This is a genomic window from Rhodococcus sp. NPDC059179 (genome assembly GCF_042754885.1).
Lineage (GTDB): Bacteria > Actinomycetota > Actinomycetes > Mycobacteriales > Mycobacteriaceae > Rhodococcus_G.
Genome location: NZ_JBHZBV010000003.1, coordinates 380555 through 402277 on the forward strand (window position 1 = coordinate 380555; position 21723 = coordinate 402277).

A 21723-nucleotide genomic window follows, 5' to 3' on the forward strand; every position below is an offset into this window, starting at 1 on the left:
TGACACCCTATCGGCCCAGACCCAACAGAGCCCGATCGCCGCAGGTGGCAGGGATTCGAAGGGCTGAGAATGATCAGCTGTGCATCTCTCCCGACATCTCAGCCACGTGCGCGTCTGGCCTCATCCACCGCGGCCAGAATGTCCCGGCCCGAGGCGACCCGACGGTCGGGCTCCCACGCATCGCGGAGCGCATCACCGGTGCCGCCGCCCACCACCACCGCGACCTCGAGATCCTCGAGGTCGTCGGGCGCCACGGACAGCAGTTCCCGCTCGGTCGCCAACACGTGCGTGACCCATCCGTCTGCCAGCCGATCCTCCAAGGATCCGGCACCGTCCTCCGCGATGGCCACGGCGGCACCGGTGGCGCCCGCCAACAGCACCTCGAGGCCCACCATTCCGTCGGCCGTCCGCTCCGAGGAGTAGGTCCGCGATTCGTAGGAGACCTCGAACGAGTCACGCAGCGAGGCGACCACCGCCGACAGCTCGCGGTGCGTCAGCGACGCCCCGCCCCTGCCATCGAGGCCGGTGAGCAGCAACGCCGGATCGTCGGCCGCCATCGCGCGGACCTGCTCCGCGTTCGAGACCGGGGCAGACTTCTGGGCCGAGATGCCCTCACGGATCTCGGGCGCGTCCAGCGAGAGCTGGTCGACCTCCGAAGAAAGGCCGGCGATCAGCCTCGACTCGGTGATCCAGGTCCGTGCCGCGACGGGTAGCCCGTCGACGGGCTCACCAGTGCCGGTCTGATCCACGACCACCACCGCAGCACCCGCCTTGATGACCGCCCACAGCGCCACGACAAAGTCGACCGACCGCGGCAATCCGATCGCGACATGGTCACCCGGGCCGACGCCCCGACCGATCAGGACACGGGACACTCGATTCGACCGGGCGTCCAGATCGCGATACGCAATCTCGTCCTCACCGACCGAGATGGCCGGGGCATCCGGATCGGACTCCACGGTCGACATGAACATCTCGGGGAGCGTCCCACCGAGGCTCAACGGCTGCGCCGTCGTGCCACCGGCGCCGCCCGGTCGCGCTGCCTCCCGCTCGGCGTCGTCGAGGATCTCGATGTCGCCGACGACCACGGACGGATCCGCACTGATCGCCTCGACGATCCGGATGAACCGCTCCGCGAACCGCCGCACCGTCGCCTCGTCGAAGAGGTCCGTCGCGTACGTGAACGCTGCGACAAGGCCCTCCGACCATTCGACCTCGCGCTCGACACCCGCGGACACGGTCAGCTGGAGATCGAACTTCGCGGGTTCCTGGATTCCGTCGAGTGCGCCGACCGTCAGGTTCGGCAACTCCAACTCGACCGATTCCAGGTTCTGGAAAGCCAAGACCGTCTGGAACAGCGGATGCCGGGACCTGGACTGGGTGACGCCCACCGCGTCCACGACCTGCTCGAACGGTACGTCGGCGTGCGAAAACGCCGACAGGTCCCGGTCCCGCACGTCATGCAGCAGGTCAGCGAAGGGCGTCCCGGCGGTCACCGGAGTCCGCAGCGCGACCGTGTTGACGAACATGCCGATCAGTCCGTCGAGTTCGGCCGCGCCACGCCCCGCCGTGGCGGTACCGATGGTGACATCGTCACTACCGGTCAACCGCGCCAGCAGCACGGCCAGTGCCGAGTGGATCACCATGAACAGGCTCGCGTTGTGCTCCCGGCCGACCACCTTGAGCCGTTCGAGCACGTCCGGCTCGATCTTGAACGGCACCGATGCACCCACGTGCGAGGGCTCCGCCCGGCGCGGGCGGTCGGTGGGCAGGTTCAGCTGATCCCCGCCGGCCAGCGTGTTCTTCCAGAAGTCCAGCTGACGCGAAACCTCCGATTCCGCGTCGTCCTCGGACCCGAGTTCCTCCCGCTGCCACAAGGCGAAGTCGGCGTACTGCAAGGCCAGTGGCTCCCAGGCAGGCGCGTGCCCCTGCGACCGCGCGACGTACGCCGCCATCAGGTCGTGCGAGAGCGGCGCGCGCGAGAAACCGTCGGCGGAAATGTGATGCGCCACCACGGCCAACACGTGCTCCGACTCGTCGACCCGGAACAAGCGCAGGCGGATCGGCGGCGCGGCCGTCACGTCGAAACCCACCATCGCGAAGTCGACGAAGTGCTGATAGACCGTGTCCAGGGACACCTCAACCGGAGTCAGATCCGGGACCAGCTGCTCGACCGGAATCGACACCTGATGGGCGATACCGTCGACCTCCGGATACCGCGTCCTCAGCGACTCGTGTCTGGTGAGAACGTCGACCACGGCGGCCTGCAGTGCGTCGACATCGAGCGTCCCCGACATCCGCAGCGCGATCGGCATGTTGTAGACCGCTGAGTCCGGGTCGATGCGGTTGAGCAGCCACATCCGCTGCTGTGGCAGGGAGAGCGGGACCCGTGCGGGCCGCTGGCCGGCTTTGGGCCCCCTGCGGGTCCTGCCTGCCCCTGCGACGACCCGTGCAGCGAACTCGGCCACCGTGGATGCCTCGAAGAACAACCGCACAGGAACCGCCGTGTCCAGCGCAGCCCCCAATCGCGCGGCAACCCGGGTCGCCGACAACGAGTTGCCTCCCAGGTCGAAGAAGCTGTCGTCCAACCCGACCCGCTCGACACCGAGTACCTCGGCGAACACCGACGCCACGACCTTCTCGACCGCGGTAGCGGGCGCCCGGAACTCGCGCACCGACTGCATGAGATCCGGCTGCGGAAGTGCCTGGCGATCCAGTTTGCCCTGCGAAGTCATCGGCACCTCGTCGAGGACGACGATCGCCGTCGGCACCATGTACACCGGCAGGGTGCGACCGACGAATGCCAGCAGATCGGCTGTGTCCACGTCGGCGCCGATCACCGGCATCACGTAGGACACCAGGATGGTGTCGCCTGCAGGCCCGGTACGGCCCTGGGTGGTGGCGAACGCCACCGTGGGATGCGCGGAAAGCGCGGCGTCGATCTCGCCGAGCTCGATGCGGAACCCCCGCACCTTCACCTGGAAGTCGGAGCGGCCGACGTAGGCCAACTGACCATTCTCGGTCCAGCGAACCACGTCACCGGTCCGATACATCCGCTCCCCTGGCTCACCGAACGGGTGCGCCACGAACCGCTGCGAGGTCAGCCCCACACGGTCCACGTAGCCACGGGCGAGGCCGGCATTGGCGATGTACAGCTCGCCCGCCACACCGATCGGGACCGGGCGCATCCGATCGTCGAGGACCAGTGCGGACACGCCCTTCATCGGCGCACCGATCGTGATCGGGTCGCCGGTACCCAACGGATCGGTGATCGTGACGATGACCGTGGTTTCCGTCGGGCCGTAGGCGTTGCGCAGCCGCCCGCCCCAGCGCGCCGCCAGCTCCGGCGGACACACATCGCCACCGACGATCACCGTCTCGACCAGTTCGAGGCCGGTAGCGTCAATCGTCTGTACGGCCGTCGGGGTGCTGACGAAGGTCGTCACCCGCTGCTCGCTGATGAACTCCGCCAGCTCCTGCCCGCCGTAGAGGTTGGTCGGCGCGACGACCAGCGCGGCACCGGCAGCGAAGGTCGCCAGGTACTCGCCGACCGCGGCATCAAAGCTGATCGCCGCGAACTGCAGCATCCGCGAGTCGGGCCGCACGCCGTAGTACGCGACCAGATCATCGGCCAGTGGGCGCAGGCCGGCGTGCGGAACCGCGACACCCTTGGGTAGACCGGTTGTGCCGGAGGTATAGATCAGGTAGGCCGGGTTGTCGATCCGCAACGGTCGGACCCGGTCGGCGTCAGAGATGGCGTCAACCGGACGCCGGGCGCACTCGACGACGAACTCCGGATCGTCGAGCACGATCCACGGGATGCCCGCGCCGAAAACGTCGGAGTGGGCGGACACCGTGATACCCATGAACGCGCCCGAGTCACCGAGTACGTGCGCGACGCGCGCCTCCGGGTAGCCCGGGTCCACCGGAAGGTAGGCAGCACCTGATTTCGCGATCGCCCAGATCGCGACGACCGACTCGATCGAACGCGTCAAGCCGACAGCAACGAAGGTCTCCGGACCAACACCGCGATCGATCAGCACCCGAGCCAACGCGTTCGAGCGTTCGTCGAGCTGACGATAGGTGAGCTCGACTCCGCCACCCGATATCGCGATGCGGTCCGCATGACGCCGCGCTGAATCCGTGAGGATCTGCGGCAACGTCTCCCGCTCGCCGACCTTCGCGCCCTCGCGGTCGAGCAGCCACGAGAGTTCAGACTCCGAGGTGATCGCCAGGTCGCCCACGACCGCGGCCGGATCCGAAACCACCGCGTCCAGGATGAGGCCGAACCGCCGCATCAGGGTCTCCACGGTGCCGGCATCGAAGATGTCGGTGGCGTACCCGAACGTCAGCGCGATCCCACCGGCCCGGCCGTCAACGTCCCTGCGCTCCTGATAGGTGACCGAAAGGTCGAACTTCTCGACGTGCGCGCCGAAGTCGATCCCGCTCACCGCCAGGCCCGGCAGCTCAAACCAGTCCTCGCCGTTCTCGTCGGTGGACAATGCCACCTGGAACAGCGGGTTGTGCGAGGTGTCACGCGGCACATCGAGAACATCGACCAGCCGCTCGAACGGCAGGTCGGCGTTGGCGAAGGCGCTGAGATCGGCCTCGCGAGCCTGGTCGAGCAGCGACTCGAACGATGCGGCCGGATCGACCTCGGTGCGTAGCACCAGCGTGCCCACGAACATCCCGACCAGATCGTCGAGCGCGGCCTCGCCACGCCCAGCGATCGGGGTGCCGACCGTGACGTCACGGGTACCGCTGGTCCGGGCCAGAAGCACCGCCAACGCTGCGTGGATCGTCATGAACACCGTCGCGCCGCGCTCCTGCGCCAGCTTGCGCAAACGGGAGTGGGTGTCCGAGTCCAGCTCGACCGAGACGGCCGCACCTTCCTGCGAACGCTTGGCAGGCCGGGGGCGGTCGGTCGGCAATTCGAGCACGTCAGGCGCGCCGGCAAGGGTCTTGCGCCAGTACTCGATCTGCTCGGCCGCCAGCGAGGTCGGATCCTGCTCGTCGCCGAGCAGCTCACGCTGCCAGATCGCGAAGTCCGCGTACTGCACGGCAAGCGGCGCCCAACCCGGAATCTCACCCGCCGAGCGGGCAAGGTAGGCCGTCAGGATGTCGCGCGCCAGTGGCGAGGTCGACGAGCCGTCACCACTGATGTGGTGCACGACGAACGCGAGCACGTGCTCATCTGCAGCGAGCCGGAACAACTTCACCCGCACCGGGACCTCGGTTGTCACGTCGAACGGGGCAAGTGCGAAATCCCGCACCGCTGTGACGATCTCGTCCTCACGGACACCAACCGGTTCGAGCTTCGGTAGGACCCGATCGGCAGGAACGATCACCTGATGCGGGCCCGTATCGGAGTCCGGGAACACCGTGCGGATCGACTCGTGCCGCTCCATCAGGTCATGAACGGCCGCGCCCATCGCGGCCACATCGAGCGCACCGCTCAATCGGACCGCGAAGGGCATGTTGTAGGCGGCCGAGTCCGGGTCCAGGCGGTTGAGGAACCACATCCGCTGCTGGGCCAGCGACAACGGAATCCGCTCTCGGCGCGACTGCGCCGTCAGCGCGGCTCGACCACTGCCGACCGACGCGAGCAGCCGCTGAGACAGCGCCTCGACTGTCGGGGCCTCGAACAGATCCCGCACCACGACGCGAGTGTCCAGCGTCGCGCCGAGCCTGCCCGCGACCCGCATGGCGACAAGGGAGTTTCCGCCGAGAGCGAAGAAGTCGTCGTCGAGTCCGACCCGGTCAAGGCCCAACACCTCGGCCAGCACCGCCGCGACGATCTCCTCGATCGGATTGGTCGGCGCGCGGAACTCCCGAACCTCGAACACCGGCTCGGGCAGCGCCGCACGATCGATCTTGCCGTTGACCGTCAGCGGCATCTGGTCGAGCACCATGACCGCCGTGGGAACCATGTATCCCGGCAGCGTCTGCTTCGCGTACCGCACCAGGTCGTCATGCTCGATCGTCGCGTTGAGATTTCGCACGACGTACCCGACAAGAGCGGTCTGACCCGCCTCGTTCAGGTGGGTGACCGTGACAGCGTCCTCGACGTCGGGATGTGAACTCAGTACCGCGTCGATCTCACCCAACTCGATGCGAAGGCCACGGATCTTGACCTGAAAGTCCGCGCGACCTAGGAACTCGAGCTCGTGATCGGCGTTCCACCGCACCACGTCGCCGGTGCGGTACATCCGCTCCCCGGGTTTCCCGAACGGGTTTGCCACGAATCGGCCCGCGGTCTGTTCGAACCGATTGTGGTAGCCACGACCGACGCCGACGCCCGCCGTGTACAGCTCGCCGGCCACCCCGACCGGCACCGGGCGCAGCCCCGCATCCAACACGAGTTGGCTGACGCCGCGGATCGGCCCACCGATGGTCACCGGGGCACCCGGCACCATCGGTGCGGTGGTGTTCGTGGCGATCGTCGACTCTGCCGGACCATAGAAGTTGTGCATCTTCCGGTCCACGCCCCAACGAGCGATCAACTCGGCCGAACAGGCCTCGCCTGCGGTGACGAGGACCTCGAGATCGTCGAGCCCGGACGGGTCAGTGGACGCCAGCACCGACGGGGTGATCGTCGCATGGGTGACACGCTCACGCCGGAGCAGCTCGGCCAGCTCGTCGCCGCCGAAGACCGTCGGAGGGGACACCACCAGCGTGCTGCCCGAGCCGACCGCCAATAACAGTTCGAACACCGACACGTCGAAGCTCGTTGAGGCCACCGCGAGGCAGCGGGACTCGGAGGTCACGCCGAGATTCTCGCGCTGCTCGGCGATGAGGTTCGCCAGGCCGGTGTGGGTGACAACCACGCCCTTGGGTCGACCGGTCGAGCCCGAGGTGAAGATGCCGTAGGCCGGGTTCTCGGCCCGGATCGGTGCGATTCGCGCGTCGTCGTCGATCGGTGCCGACGACTCGGCCGAGCAGAGGTTCCGCGCCTCGGGCTCGTCGAGAACCAGCCACTGCGTCCGCTCCGGCAACTCCCCGATGCTCACGCTGTTGGTCAGGCCGGCGACAGCCTGCGAATCGGCGACCATCTGCTCGATCCGGTCGCGCGGATTGGCCGGGTCGACGGGGAGGAAGGCCGCGCCGGTCTTGGCCACCGCCAAGACCGCGACGACATGATCCACCGAGCGCGGCAGCGCCACGACGACGAACCGCTCGGGACCGGCGCCGCGCGCGATAAGCACCCTGGCCAGCCGGTTGGACCGCTCATCCAGTTCGCCGTAGGTCAGGCGCGTGCCGTCGAACACGACCGCGGTGGCGCGCGGGTCGCGCACCGCCGCCGCCAGCAGATCCGTCAACAGGATTGGTGAACAGTTTTCCGGTCCGCGAGCCGGGACGAGTTCCCGCAGTTCCCGCTGGTCGAGGAGTTCGATGTCCCTGGACAACCCGTCCACACCGATGGTCAGGAACCCCTCGAGGTACTCGACGAACCTGTGACGTAAGGCCGTCAGGGCCTCGCGGCTGTACAGATTCGGATTGCCTTCGAAGTCGATCCGAATGGACTGGCCCGCGACACCCGGATACAGGTTCAACGCCAGGTCTTCGATCGGTCCGGTGGTGAGAACGTTGAACTTCCCGACCGTCGGCCCGAGCTTGATCTCGCGGTGGAACATCATGATGTTGATCGACGGACCGAACATCCCGAGCTGATTGCTGGCCTCGCCGCGGTCCCGGCGGATGTCCTCGTGGCGGTAACGCTGCCTGCGCAGCGCGCCGGTGAGCTCGAGCTGCGCCAGGTCGGTCAGGTCGCCGACCGTGGCGTCGGCACCGACCGGAATGCGCAGGGGCACGACGTTCGAGACCATCCCGCCCGATCGCCGCATCCACGCGGTGGTGCGCGCCGACACCGGCAGGCTCAGCACCACTTCGCCTGCTCCGGTCATCCGCGCCAGGAACCCGGCAAAGGCCGCCACAACGATGGGCGCACTGCTCGTGTAATTCATGACCAGCTGCTCGAGCCGGTCGGCGACGTCCGTTGACAGCGTGCCCGAGGCGAGCCGTGCCGGCATCCTCAGAGGCGCCGTCCGGCCGGCCAGCGAGAGCGGTTCGGACAGGCCCGCTGTCTTCCCCCTCCAGTATTCCTGGTCGTTGCCGAACCGATCTGATCTGCGGTATGCGGCCTCGTGCTCGACGATCTCCGTCAGGGCTCCGGCCTTCGGTGCCGCAGCCGCACGCCCCTCGAGAATCTCGCCGTAGCGTTCGGCAGTCCGGGTCATCATGGCCATCGCACCGAACCCGTCGAGCGCAATGTGGTGAATGCGGCAGTACCAGAGGTGGTGCCCCTCACCGACGTGGAGGACGTAGGAGACGACCAACCTGTCGCTGGCAAGGTCGACGGGACGCCCGTACTCGTTGCGCATCCACGTCATCGCAGCCGACATCGGGTCGCTCTCGCCCCGAAGGTCGAGATAGGTCACCGAATCCTCGATGTCCAGGTCGACTCGCTGATACTGATGGCCGTCGATCTCGACGATCCGCAGGAAGGCCGACCCGAATTCCTTGCCGACCTCTACGGATGCCAGGTTCAGGACATCGACATCGAAAGCGCCTTCGACCTCGACATACTGTGCGATATTGATGGGCACATCGCCCGCGAGCTGCTGTGAAAACCAGATCCCACGTTGGGCCGCCGAAAGGTCGAACACACCGTCTGGCAGCTCCGCGTCATCGCCAGACGACTGCGCGTACCCGGATGACTCGGCCCTGGGGTCCAACATTCACTCCTACTCGAACAATCTGCACATGAACGGTCGCGGGGGTACTCGAAGGTCACCCCCGGCCTGGGCGCTGCACTCTCACATCGACGCTTCCACATGACCTGCAGGCGCTGCTCCCATGCCCCGACTGCACAGGAGGCACGGGCGAATACTCATGACATATACGACTCATCGCCGAAACCGCACGGTCCGTTACCCCCACGGAAGATCCCCCCTCCCCCTACTCCGCCGCAAACACGCCAGAACCCTGGACAACGTCTGGCGGTGGATCGATTCGACCCCCGCCGTCTCATTCCACCGCTACCACTCAGCGCGCGTCCACGGCGTAGCGCTGTCACATTCTAATTCATCGGCACTCGCCGAAAGGCACGTGTGACCTGGATACACATCAACGTCGGCCCGGAGCCCCGTGGCCTGCGTCGATCATTTGGACGCAGATTCTACCCGACGGTCGGGCCGGCCCGCCGTGACCTGCTTCGCAGCCCCGCACCGCGGGGTCAGGCGAGGAACTTCTTGCCAGCCACCACGACCACACCGAGCACGATCGCCAGGATCAGTGCGGTGCCGAAGCTCGCCAGCCACCAGACCAGGCCGAAGATCACGATCGCGGGTGCGGCGGCGACCAGCGAGATGGCGGGGTTCTCGCGGACCACCTCGAGCGCCGACTGTGCCTTGGAGCGGTCCATTCCCTTGCCTGCCATCGAAATCCTCCGTGCCAGTCACCCGGGCCGATGCCGGGCAATCTCCCACCAACACTAGACGCGAAACGGCCCCCGCACCCATTCCTGGGGCGGGGGCCGCATGCGCTTCGCACTGTGAGTGATTTTCACCCCGGGGAGGGTGAAAATCACTCACAGGCGGCGTAGCCGCAGTTACCGGTAGTCGGTGCTGAAGCCGTAGTCGTCCAACGGAACCGCAGCACCGGTGCCCTGGCCGAAGCCTTCCGGGCTGTAGTACTGGTCGTCGTAGGACGGCACGGCGTACGCCGCGGCGCGCGCCTCTTCGGTCGGCTGAACCTGGATGTTGCGGTACCGGTTGATGCCGGTGCCCGCGGGGATCAGCTTGCCGATGATCACGTTCTCCTTGAGACCGATCAGCTTGTCCGAGCGGCAGTTGATGGCCGCATCGGTCAGCACGCGAGTGGTCTCCTGGAAGGACGCCGCCGACAGCCACGAGTCGGTCGCCAGCGAGGCCTTGGTGATACCCATGAGCACCGGACGACCGGCAGCGGGCTCACCACCCTCGGCGACGACGCGACGGTTGGCCGCCTCGAACTCGGAACGCTCGGTGAGCGAACCGGGCAGGAACTCGGTGGCGCCGGAGTCGATGATCGTCACGCGACGCAGCATCTGACGAACGATCGTCTCGATGTGCTTGTCGTGGATCGACACACCCTGGCTCCGGTACACCTCCTGAACCTCGTTGACCAGGTGGATCTGCACCTGACGCGGGCCCATGACGCGCAGCACCTCGTGCGGATCGGCAGCGCCCTCCATGAGCTGCTGGCCGACCTCGACGTGGTCACCGTCCGCCAGCAGGCGCTCGGAGCCGTCGTCGTGCTTGAACACGCGCAGACGCTGACGCTTGGACAGCTTGTCGTAGACGACCTCTTCGCCGCCATCGTCCGGGACGATGGTGATCTTGTAGAAGCGGTCGCCGTCCTCGAGCTGCACCCGTCCGGTGACATCGGCGATCGGGGCCTTGCCCTTGGGGACGCGGGCCTCGAACAGCTCCTGGACACGCGGCAGACCACCGGTGATGTCCTCGCCTGCGACACCACCCTGGTGGAAGGTACGCATGGTCAGCTGGGTACCCGGCTCACCGATGGACTGGGCGGCGACGATGCCGACAGCCTCACCGATGTCCACCAGCTTGCCGGTCGCCATCGAGCGGCCGTAGCAGGTGGCGCAGACGCCGGTGCCGGTGGTGCAGGTGAGCACGGAGCGCACCTTCACGTCGGTGATACCCGCCGCGAGCAGCGCGTCGATCGCCGGGTCACCCAGGTCGGCGCCACGCTCGACGATGACCGCGCCGTTGGCGTCGACCGCGTCGGCGGCCAGCGTGCGGGCGTAGGTGCTGGTCTCCACGTGCGCATCCCGGATCAGCGAGCCGTCGGCCTGCTTCTCCGCGATCGTGGTGACGATGCCGCGCTCGGTGCCACAGTCCGTCTCGCGAACGATGACGTCCTGCGAGACGTCCACCAGACGACGGGTCAGGTAACCCGAGTCGGCGGTACGCAGCGCGGTATCTGCCAGACCCTTACGGGCGCCGTGCGTGTTGATGAAGTACTCGAGAACGGTCAGGCCTTCCTTGAAGGAAGACTTGATCGGACGCGGGATGAACTCACCCTTCGGGTTCGTCACCAGGCCCTTCATACCGGCGAGCGACCGAACCTGCGTCATGTTGCCGGCGGCGCCGGACTTCACGATCATCGGGATCGGGTTGTCGTCGGGGAAGAAGGCCTCCATGGCCTTTCCGACCTCGTCGGTGGCCTCGGACCAGATCTTCACCAGGGCGCTGTTGCGCTCGGTGTGGTTGAGGGCACCGCGCTGGTACTTCTTCTCGATCTGCTCGGCCTGCGCCTCGAACTTGTCCATGATCTCGGACTTGCTCGGCGGCACCAGGACGTCGGAGATCGAGACCGTGACGCCCGAACGGGTCGCCCAGTAGAAGCCGGCGTCCTTGAGCTTGTCCACGGTCTGCGCGACCACGATCATCGGGTAACGCTCGGCGAGATCGTTGATGATCGTCGCCTGACGCTTCTTCGGCATCTGCTCGTTCACGAACGGGTAGTCCGCGGGGAGCAGCTCGTTGAAGAGCACGCGACCGAGGGTGGTCTCGGCAATCCAGCCGTCGCCGTAGTTCCAGCCGCCGTCGGGGAACAGTTCGTCCTCGAGCTCGCGCGGCGGACGCTGCGTGGTGAGGCGGACCTTGATCAGGGCCTGCACCTTCAGCGCGCCACGATCGACGGCCATGATCGCCTCGGCGGGCGACGAGTAGGCGCCGACCTCGGGACGATCCTTGCCTGCGGCGACGAGCTCGCCCACGACACCCTCGTCCAGACGGGTCAGGTGGTAGAGGCCGGTCACCATGTCCAGACGCGGCATGGCGAGCGGACGACCCGATGCGGGCGACAGGATGTTGTTCGAGGACAGCATCAGGATGCGGGCCTCGGCCTGCGCCTCCGCGGACAGCGGGAGGTGCACGGCCATCTGGTCACCGTCGAAGTCGGCGTTGAAGGCCTCACACACCAGCGGGTGGAGCTGGATGGCCTTGCCCTCGACGAGCTGCGGCTCGAAGGCCTGGATGCCGAGGCGGTGCAGGGTGGGTGCACGGTTCAGCAGCACCGGGTGCTCGGCGATGACCTCTTCGAGGACGTCCCACACCTGGGCGCGCTGACGCTCGACCATGCGCTTGGCCGACTTGATGTTCTGCGCGTGGTTCAGATCGACCAGGCGCTTCATCACGAACGGCTTGAACAGCTCGAGTGCCATCAGCTTCGGCAGACCGCACTGGTGCAGCTTGAGCTGCGGGCCGACGACGATGACCGAACGGCCCGAGTAGTCGACGCGCTTGCCGAGCAGGTTCTGACGGAAACGACCCTGCTTGCCCTTGAGCAGGTCGCTCAGGGACTTCAGCGGGCGGTTGCCCGGACCCGTGACGGGACGTCCACGACGGCCGTTGTCGAACAGCGCGTCGACGGACTCCTGCAGCATCCGCTTCTCGTTGTTGACGATGATCTCGGGCGCGCCGAGGTCGATCAGTCGCTTGAGGCGGTTGTTGCGGTTGATCACGCGGCGGTACAGGTCGTTCAGGTCGGAGGTGGCGAACCGGCCACCGTCGAGCTGAACCATCGGACGCAGCTCCGGCGGGATCACCGGCACAGCGTTGAGGACCATGCCCATCGGCGAGTTGCCGGTGGACTGGAAGGCCGCGACGACCTTGAGGCGCTTGAGCGCGCGCAGCTTCTTCTGACCCTTGCCGCTGCGGATGGTCTCCCGGAGGATCTCCGCCTCGGCGTCGATGTCGAAGTTCTCCATCAGCTTCTGGATGGACTCCGCGCCCATCGCGCCGGTGAAGTACTCGCCGTAGCGGTCCACCATCTCGCGGTAGAGGCCCTCGTCGACGATGAGCTGCTTCGGAGCGAGCTTGGTGAAGGTGGTCCAGATCTCCTCGAGCCGGTCCAGCTCGCGCTGCGCACGGTCGCGGAGCTGACGCATCTCGCGCTCGCCGCCGTCCTTGACCTTGCGACGCACGTCGGACTTGGCGCCCTCGGCCTCGAGCTCGGCGATGTCGGCCTCGAGCTTCTGGGCGCGGGCCTCGAGGTCGGCGTCGCGCTGGTCGGCGACGGACTTCTTCTCGACCTCCATCTCGGCCTGCAGGGTGGAGAGCTCGTTGTGGCGCAGCTCGTCGTCGACCGCGACGATCACGTAGGCGGCGAAGTAGATGATCTTCTCGAGATCCTTCGGCGCCAGGTCCAGCAGGTAGCCGAGGCGGCTCGGCACGCCCTTGAAGTACCAGATGTGGGTCACCGGAGCGGCGAGCTCGATGTGGCCCATGCGCTCACGACGCACCTTCGCGCGGGTCACCTCGACGCCGCAGCGCTCGCAGATGATGCCCTTGAAGCGGACGCGCTTGTACTTACCGCAGTAGCACTCCCAGTCCCGGGTGGGGCCGAAGATCTTCTCGCAGAAGAGGCCGTCCTTCTCGGGCTTGAGCGTGCGGTAGTTGATGGTCTCCGGCTTCTTGACCTCGCCGAACGACCACTGACGGATGTCCTCAGCGGTGGCAAGGCCGATGCGGAGTTCATCGAAGAAGTTGACGTCGAGCACGTAACTTCCTTTCCCCAGAGGGATTATGGTGTGCGCTTTTCAGCGCCTACCTGTCTGCCAAATTCAAATGTGGGCTACGCCCCCGGGCCACATCTTTCGACGTGGCCCGGGGACCAAACACCTAGTTCGCGAGATCGTCCACGGTCGCCGCCTCGTTCCTGGACAGGTTGATGCCCAGGTTCGCTGCCGCACGCTCGAGGTCCTCGTCGTCGCCGTCGCGCATCTCGATGGCCGCGCCGTCCGAGGACAGCACCTCCACGTTGAGGCAGAGCGACTGGAGCTCCTTGAGGAGCACCTTGAACGACTCGGGGATGCCCGGCTCGGGGATGTTCTCGCCCTTGACGATCGCCTCGTACACCTTCACGCGGCCGACCACGTCGTCCGACTTGATGGTGAGCAGCTCCTGCAGCGTGTAAGCCGCGCCGTAGGCCTGCATCGCCCAGCACTCCATCTCACCGAAGCGCTGGCCACCGAACTGGGCCTTACCGCCGAGCGGCTGCTGGGTGATCATCGAGTACGGACCGGTCGAACGGGCGTGGATCTTGTCGTCGACCAGGTGGTGCAGCTTGATGATGTACATGTAGCCGACCGAGACCGGGTACGGGAACGGCTCGCCGGAGCGGCCGTCGAACAGGGTGGCCTTTCCGTCGGGGCCCACCATCTGCTCGCCGTCACGGTTCGGCAGGGTCGCGCCGAGCAGACCGGTCAGCTCGTCTTCCTTCGCACCGTCGAACACCGGGGTGGCGATGTTGCTGTCGGCCGGGGCCGAGAGCATCTCCTCGGGCAGGGTCTCTGCCCAATCCGGACGGGTGCCGTCGCTGGCCACCTGCACGTTCCAGCCGGTCTTGCCGATCCACCCGAGGTGGGTCTCCAAGATCTGACCGATGTTCATACGACGCGGCACGCCGTGGGTGTTCAGGATGATGTCGACCGGGGTGCCGTCGGACAGGAACGGCATGTCCTCCTGCGGGAGGATCTTGCCGATGACGCCCTTGTTGCCGTGCCGGCCTGCGAGCTTGTCGCCGTCCTGGATCTTGCGCTTCTGGGCCACGTAGACGCGGACCAGCTCGTTGACACCGGGGGGCAGATCGTCGTCGTCATCCCGCGAGAACACGCGGATGCCGATGACCTTGCCGTTCTCGCCGTGCGGAACCTTGAGGGACGTGTCGCGCACCTCGCGGGCCTTCTCACCGAAGATGGCGCGCAGCAGGCGCTCCTCGGGGGTCAGCTCGGTCTCGCCCTTCGGCGTGACCTTTCCGACCAGCACGTCTCCGTCACGAACCTCGGCACCGATACGGATGATGCCGCGCTCGTCGAGGTCGGCGAGGACCTCGTCGGAGACGTTCGGGATGTCGCGCGTGATCTCCTCGGCACCGAGCTTGGTGTCGCGGGCATCGATCTCGTGCTCCTCGATGTGGATCGAGGTCAGGACGTCCTCTTCCACGAGGCGCTGCGACAGGATGATCGCGTCCTCGTAGTTGTGGCCCTCCCACGGCATGATCGCCACGAGCAGGTTCTTGCCCAGCGCCATCTCACCGGCTTCGGTGCAGGGACCGTCTGCGATGACCTGGCCGGACTCGACCCGGTCACCCTCGTCCACGATCGGACGCTGGTTGGCGCAGGTGCCCTGGTTCGAGCGCGCGAACTTGCGCATCCGGTAGGTCTTGCGGCTGCCGTCATCCGCCATCACGGTGACGTAGTCGGCCGAGACCTCCTCGATGACACCGGACTTCTCGCTGACGACCACGTCGCCCGCGTCGACCGCGGCGCGCAGCTCCATGCCGGTGCCGACGAGCGGCGACTCGGAACGGACCAGCGGCACGGCCTGACGCTGCATGTTCGCGCCCATCAGGGCACGGTTGGCGTCGTCGTGCTCGAGGAACGGGATCATCGCGGTGGCGACGGACACCATCTGCCGCGGCGAGACGTCCATGTAGTCGACGTCCTTGGCCGGGATCAGCTCGACCTCGCCGCCCTTGGTGCGGACGAGGACGCGATCCTCGGTGAGGCGGCCGTTCTTGTCGACCGCGGCGTTGGCCTGGGCCTTGACGTGGCGGTCCTCCTCGTCGGCGGTCAGGTAGTCCACCTGGTCGGTGACCTGTCCGTCGACGACCTTGCGGTACGGGGTCTCGATGAAGCCGAACGGGTTGACCCGCGCGTACACCGACAGCGAGCCGATCAGGCCGATGTTCGGGCCCTCAGGGGTCTCGATCGGGCACATGCGGCCGTAGTGCGACGGGTGCACGTCTCGCACCTCGAGGCCGGCGCGCTCACGGGACAGACCACCGGGGCCGAGCGCCGACAGGCGACGCTTGTGGGTCAGGCCCGACAGCGGGTTGTTCTGGTCCATGAACTGCGAGAGCTGGGAGGTTCCGAAGAACTCCTTGATCGCGGCCACGACGGGACGGATGTTGATCAGGGTCTGCGGCGTGATCGCCTCGACGTCCTGGGTCGTCATCCGCTCGCGGACCACGCGCTCCATGCGGGACAGGCCCACCCGGATCTGGTTCTGGATCAGCTCGCCGACGGTACGCAGACGACGGTTGCCGAAGTGGTCGATGTCGTCGACCTCGACGGGAACCTCGACGCCCTCGGGCGCCGTCATCGCGGTGTCACCGGCGTGCAGGCGCACCAGGTACTCGATCGTCGCGACGATGTCTTCCTCGGTGAGGGTCGACGCGGTGATCGGCTGGCCGTGGTTCAGGCCCAGCTTCTTGTTGATCTTGTAGCGACCCACGCGGGCGAGGTCGTAGCGCTTCTCCTTGAAGAACAGGTTCTCCAGCAGGGTCTGCGCGCTCTCCTTCGTGGGCGGCTCGCCCGGACGCAGCTTGCGGTAGATGTCGAGCAGCGCCTCGTCGGTGCCTGCCGTGTTGTCCTTCTCCAGGGTGGCCATGAGGATCTCGGAGAAGCCGAAGCGCTCGGTGATCTGCTCGGTGGTCCAGCCGAGGGCCTTGAGCAGCACGGTGACCGGCTGACGGCGCTTGCGGTCGATGCGGACGCCGACGGTGTCGCGCTTGTCGACGTCGAACTCCAGCCACGCACCGCGGCCGGGGATCACCTTGACGCTGTGCAGGTCCTTCTCGGTGCCCTTGTCCACGGAGTGGTCGAAGTACACACCCGGGGAGCGGACGAGCTGCGAGACGACGACGCGCTCGGTGCCGTTGATGATGAAGGTGCCCTTGTCGGTCATCATCGGGAAGTCACCCATGAAGACCGTCTGGCTCTTGATCTCGCCGGTGTTGTTGTTGATGAACTCCGCGGTGACGAACAAGGGCGCCGCGTAGGTCATGTCCTTGTCTTTGCACTCATCGGTCGAGGCCTTGACCTCGTCGAAGCGCGGGTCCGAGAAGGACAGCGACATCGATCCCGAGAAGTCCTCGATCGGGGACAGCTCGGTGAGGATGTCCTCCAGACCGCCGGTGACACTGCCGTCGCCGCGAGCGGCTGCCCGCTCACGCCAAGCAGGCGATCCGATCAACCATTCAAAAGAATCCGTCTGTAGATCAAGTAGCCCTGGAACTTCGAGAGGTTCGCGAATCTTCGCGAACGAGACCCTCTTCGGGGCTCCGGGGATTCCGGCATTTGCCTTGGTCTGGCTAGAGACTGCCAAGATGCGTCCTTCCAGCACCTCACGCGGGCCGCTCGTGCTGCGCGACCGCCGCTGTATCTGCTTCTTCATGTGGGGCGAATTCGCTGGTCACAACCCGAACGAAACTCGCCAACAGACGCAGGAAGCGAACGCTTCACAGGCGGTGAGGTGGAGAGGTGGACAGGAGGCAGCCAGCGCAACGTCCAAAGGTACCCGAAGTTGGCGCAGAATACAACTGGGCAGGGCAGCCCAAACGGCGCCCAAGCCTGGTGTCCGTGCAATCCCCCGCGCCCGGTGCCTCCATTTGCGCCGGCGCGTTCTTGCGCGGACCCGAGTCGATCAAGAAACGATCACTCGCATGTCTCGCCAATAGAGTGACGCCTCAACCCCGCCGCGTCAAGACACGTCCCGGCGATTTGCCCCGCGATCACAGCCGGGACACCCGATCCGGACCCCGGTCAGCGGTCCCGAATGTCCGCGATCAGCCAGGTGTCGCCGGACTTCGCCATGGTCACCGACAGCGGTCCCTGCGCGCTGCCCTGTGCCGCACCGTCGTTGGTCGCGCTCACGTTCATGCTGGCCACGAGCTCGGCGCGGTCGTCCGACAGCAGCTTCAGGCCGATGTCGGTCACCTCGGCGTTCGTCGCGGTCTTCGTCTGGATGACGGCGTCCTTGGTGACGGCTGCGGTCCGGTCGAACTCCTCGCGCATGCCGTCGCTGAGCACCGCCCGAGCGTTGTCGAAGTCCTGCTCGACCGTGTCGAACTTGTAGGTGTAGAGCGTCTGGATGGCGTGCTTGGCATCCGCGGTGACCTTCGAGGTCGCCGCGGTGTCGACCCACGCCTGATTCGACACGTCGGCGCCGGGCCGGAGCGCGGCGACGAGCGCGAAGACGCCGAGGCCGAGCGCCACCAGCCCGATCACCGCGACCCGCTTCCAGCCCGCCGTGTCCGCGGCCTCGTCACCCGCATCGACGGGAGCCTCCGCGGCGGCGCCGGTCGCCCTCGGGCGAAGCGAGCTGGTCCGGTTGACCGTCTTCGGGGCCTGCTCAGCCGTGGCGGTCATCTCGGCGGCCCCGGTGCCCTCGACCTCGGTTGCCGGGGTCTCGGCTGCGGGCGCCTCGACCACGGCCGGATCGGCGAGCGGCTCAGCCGAGCTCGAGGACGCGGCGGCGGACTCGGACGTCGTGGCCGCGCGGGCCGCGGTGGACCCGGTGCCTGCCACGCGGGGTCGACGCCCCTTGACCTGGGGCGTGCTGGTGGTACGACGACGTGGGGGCACTTTTCGATACTCCTTAGATCTTCCGCTGCCGGATCGTCCGCGATTGCAGGGCCGTCGGGCCCTACTGTCCGCCGGACTCGGGAGCGGGGGCAGGGACAGGGGCCTCTCCCGGCGCCGGGGCGGGTGCTGGTTCCGGAGCCGGGGTGCCGGGGTCCATTGCCAGCGGCGGACCGACGTTCTCGACGTCCGAGGCCTTCCAGACGCCGTCGACCTCGGTCAGCCCGATCCGCATCGTCACCTTGACCTTGCTCGTCGGCTGGTTCGGCCACGTCGTGGTCGTGGTGAGCACGACGAGCGAGTTCGCGGTGCCCTCGTCCCTGCTGATGCCGGTCAGCGCTGCATCGAGCACCTGAGCCTCACTCTTGGCCCCGGTCTGCTTGACCTGCTCGGCCATCTGATCCTTGGTCTCGGCCAGGGCCTTGAGCATCTCGTCGCCGGTGATCGACGACTCCATGTTCGCGAACGTCTGGTCCAGGTCGGCCGAGTCCACGGTGTTCAGGTTGATCGCCGCCTGACGCGCGCCGGTCAGCGCATCGTCGCGGGCGGCGGCCGCCGGCTTGTCCGAGAACAGGGCCTGGCCCCACCCGAACCCGAACCAGACGGCGGCCACGAGGGCCCCGATGGCGAGCACACTCACCGCAGCGAGAACAGGCTTCAGCAGTTTCGTGCTACGCATCACGTTTTCTACCCTACTCTTTGGTAACTTCTGCTCGCCCCGACCAGGTCGGCATCACTTGGGGTGGATGCCGAGCAGCGGTGCCAGCTGAGTGGCGATCGGGTTGAGATTGAGCTTGTCCGGATCGACCTTCGGCTTGTTGTCCCACGGCTGCGGAATTGCCGGGTCCGCGTACACGATCCGATTGGCGCTTCGGACGCCGGTCACGCTGCCGAGCGGGGTCGTGCAGTTGGCGTTCATGTTCAGCGGGAAGTCGTCGCGGGTGTCGTCGAAGTTCGGGTTCTCCCGCTTCATCTTCGCGAGGATCTCGTAGGTGCCCTCGTAGCCCTGCGTGCACGGCGGCGGGTTGTTCGTCTCCAGCAGCAGCCCCTGGTGCAGGGTGCCGTCGCCGTTTGCCGCGGTGCTCGCACCCGCGGACAGCGCGGGCAGGAACGTCAACAGGATGTTGAGCGCCATCGTGCGGGGGCCCAGCTCCTCCGACAGGAGCGCGAGGTTGTTCAGGTCGGTGGTCAGCGCGGGCCCAGCCGAGTCGATCAGCGAGCCGACCTCACCGCTGGCCGCGGTGCCGGTCTCGATGAGCCGGCGCAGGTCCGGGTCGTTGGCCCGCAGCTGCGCGGCGACCAGATTGAGGTCCGTGCTGAACTGCCGAATCGAGGAGGACTGCGCCGACTGGGTGTCGAGCACGGTGCGGGTGTCCCGGATCAGCGTCAGCGTCTGCGGCAGGTTCTCGATCCCCTCCTCCGAGAGGGAGTTGAGCGAATCCACCAGCACCTGCAGGTCATCGCCCTTGCCGTTGAAGGCCTTGCCCAGCTCGGTGACCGTCGTGTTGAGCGCCTTCAACGGCACCGAGCGCACCAGGGAGTTCGTGCTCGCCAGCACGTCCTCGACGGGCACCGGGGTCGCCGTGTCCCTGCGGACGATCAGCGAACCGTCCTCCAGGTAGGGGCCCTCGTCGCTGGTCGGCTGCAGGTCGACGTACTGCTCACCGATCGCAGACCGGTTCGCGACCACGGCCTTGGCCGACGACGGGATCTCCGGGGCGCTGGTGTTGATCTTGAGGTCGACCAGCACGCCGTCCTCGGTCAGGTGCAGGTCCCCCACCGAGCCGACCGGCACGCCGCGGTAGCTGACCTCGGCGTTGGTGAAGATGCCACCGGAATCGGCAAAGTCCGCCTGCACCGTGTACTGGCCGAACCCGAGCAGGTTGTCGAGCCGCACGTACTTCGCGCCGACGTAGAGCAGGCCGAGGATCGCGACGAGTGCGAACGCCACCAACTGATAGCGCACCAGAGCAGATCTCATCGGCCACCCACCCCCAGCTTGTCGAGTAGTCCGCTCAGCGGATTCTGCGGCGCCTCGTCCTTCTTGCCACCCACGGGTTCGGTGCCGGGCGGCACCGGGGCGCCAGGAGCGGGCGCGGGCTGCGGAATGATCGGCGGCAGCGGGAGGATCGACACCGTGGGCCAACCGGGTCGCGGACCGTTCCCGTTGTAGTACGGGTTCGACGGATCAACCTTCGGCATATAGCCGCCGTACCCGACCGCGGGCGGAACATAGACCGGATCGGGCATCCCGACGCCGAGCGCCTCGAACTGCTGGCCGAGCCGCATGTCCAGGGACAGGAAGAGGTTCATCGAGTTGCCGTGGATGACCTTCTCCGCGCCGTCCGGGAACGGGAAGGTCGGAATCAGCGGCAGCACGGTCACCAGGTCGTCGCCCGAGGCGGCGAGCGCCTGCAGGGTCGGGCGCAGCGCACGCAGGTCCGCGATCAGGTTGTCCTTGGACTGCACCAGCACGTCGGTGCCGACCTGGCCGAGCCGATCCAGCTGCGTGAGCATCTGGATGAACTGCGGCCGCTGCTCGTTCAGCACATGCACCGCGGTCGGGATCTCCTCGAGGATCTTGCCGATCTGATCGGTCTGCTCGTTGACCCGCCCGGTCAGGGTGTCCAGACCGTCGAGGGCCCTGGTGATGTCATCGCGCTGCTTGTTCAGCCCGTCGATCAGGGTGTTCGCCTGCTCGAGCAGCCCGCGCACCTTGGCCTCGCGGCCGTCGAACGTGACGGTGAGCTCGTGGATGATCGGTTGCAACTGGGCCACCCCGCCACCGTTGAGCAGCAGGGACAGCGCACCGAGCACCTGCTCGATGTCGGTGGCGTGCCGGGTCCGGTTCACCGGGATCGTCGACCCGTCGGCGAGCCTGGCCGTGTCGGCGTCGGCGGGCGGGGCCTTGAGCTCGATGAACTTCTCACCGAGCAGGCTGGTCTGCTGCACGGACGCGAGCGCGTTCGCGGGGAGGTCGACCGCGGAGTCGATGACGACGTCGACGGCGGCCGTCCAGCCGTCGTCGGGCACACCGATGTTCTCCACCCGGCCGACCGGGACGCCGTCGACCTTGACGGTGGACTGCGGGACCAGGTCGAGGACGTCATCGAACTCGACGGTCAGGTGCATCGGGTCGCTGCCCAGGTCGGCACCGCCGGGCAGCGGGATGCTGTAGATGCCATTGGAGCCGCAGCCCGAGACCGCCACCGCGATGACGCAGGCGCCGGCACCGATCACGAGTGCGCGCTTCATGGACCGCTGCTGTGACAATTCCCACCCTCGTT

General features: G+C 67.0%; 8 protein-coding genes. All 8 read right to left on the reverse strand.

From position 1 onward, the window contains the following. Positions 1-98: 98 nt before the first annotated feature. The 8 genes from ACFXMV_RS09935 to ACFXMV_RS09970 all read right to left on the reverse strand — a co-directional run bounded on the left by ACFXMV_RS09935 (position 99) and on the right by ACFXMV_RS09970 (position 21691). A complete protein-coding gene (locus ACFXMV_RS09935; RefSeq protein WP_378502930.1) occupies positions 99-8738 on the reverse strand; it encodes an amino acid adenylation domain-containing protein in 8640 nt (2879 codons plus the stop codon). A 497-nt stretch (positions 8739-9235) separates the two neighbouring features. Continuing rightward, positions 9236-9439, reverse strand: coding sequence for a hypothetical protein (locus ACFXMV_RS09940; RefSeq protein ID WP_378501300.1), 204 nt, complete (start codon positions 9437-9439; stop codon positions 9236-9238). A gap of 171 nt (positions 9440-9610) precedes the next feature. Continuing rightward, positions 9611-13570 carry a DNA-directed RNA polymerase subunit beta' gene (locus ACFXMV_RS09945; protein WP_378502931.1) on the reverse strand — a complete coding sequence of 1320 codons (3960 nt, stop codon included), beginning with the start codon at positions 13568-13570 and terminating at the stop codon, positions 9611-9613. Positions 13571-13691: 121 nt separating this feature from the next. After that, on the reverse strand, positions 13692-17198 hold the full coding sequence (rpoB, locus tag ACFXMV_RS09950) for a DNA-directed RNA polymerase subunit beta (RefSeq protein ID WP_378500348.1): 3507 nt from the start codon (positions 17196-17198) through the stop codon (positions 13692-13694). 419 nt (positions 17199-17617) lie between these two features. Continuing rightward, positions 17618-18439, reverse strand: a complete 822-nt coding sequence (locus ACFXMV_RS09955; protein WP_378502932.1) for a hypothetical protein — start codon at positions 18437-18439, stop codon at positions 17618-17620. A 61-nt stretch (positions 18440-18500) separates the two neighbouring features. Beyond that, positions 18501-19115 (reverse strand): hypothetical protein, encoded by a 615-nt coding sequence (locus tag ACFXMV_RS09960; RefSeq protein WP_378502961.1) that lies wholly within the window; start codon positions 19113-19115, stop codon positions 18501-18503. Positions 19116-19169: 54 nt separating this feature from the next. Then, positions 19170-20417 (reverse strand): MCE family protein, encoded by a 1248-nt coding sequence (locus tag ACFXMV_RS09965; protein WP_378501269.1) that lies wholly within the window; start codon positions 20415-20417, stop codon positions 19170-19172. Then, positions 20414-21691 (reverse strand): MCE family protein, encoded by a 1278-nt coding sequence (locus tag ACFXMV_RS09970; RefSeq protein WP_378501268.1) that lies wholly within the window; start codon positions 21689-21691, stop codon positions 20414-20416. Before ACFXMV_RS09970 ends, ACFXMV_RS09965 begins: the two co-directional genes overlap by 4 nt. Positions 21692-21723 lie beyond the last annotated feature (32 nt).

What these genes read in the sequence shown, in the direction of transcription:
- ACFXMV_RS09935 (WP_378502930.1), bottom strand. Translation starts at nt 8,738, where the DNA reads ATGTTGGACCCCAGGGCCGAGTCATCCGGGTACGCGCAGTCGTCTGGC.
- ACFXMV_RS09940 (WP_378501300.1), bottom strand. Translation starts at nt 9,439, where the DNA reads ATGGCAGGCAAGGGAATGGACCGCTCCAAGGCACAGTCGGCGCTCGAG.
- ACFXMV_RS09960 (WP_378502961.1), bottom strand. Translation starts at nt 19,115, where the DNA reads ATGCGTAGCACGAAACTGCTGAAGCCTGTTCTCGCTGCGGTGAGTGTG.
- ACFXMV_RS09965 (WP_378501269.1), bottom strand. Translation starts at nt 20,417, where the DNA reads ATGAGATCTGCTCTGGTGCGCTATCAGTTGGTGGCGTTCGCACTCGTC.
- ACFXMV_RS09970 (WP_378501268.1), bottom strand. Translation starts at nt 21,691, where the DNA reads ATGAAGCGCGCACTCGTGATCGGTGCCGGCGCCTGCGTCATCGCGGTG.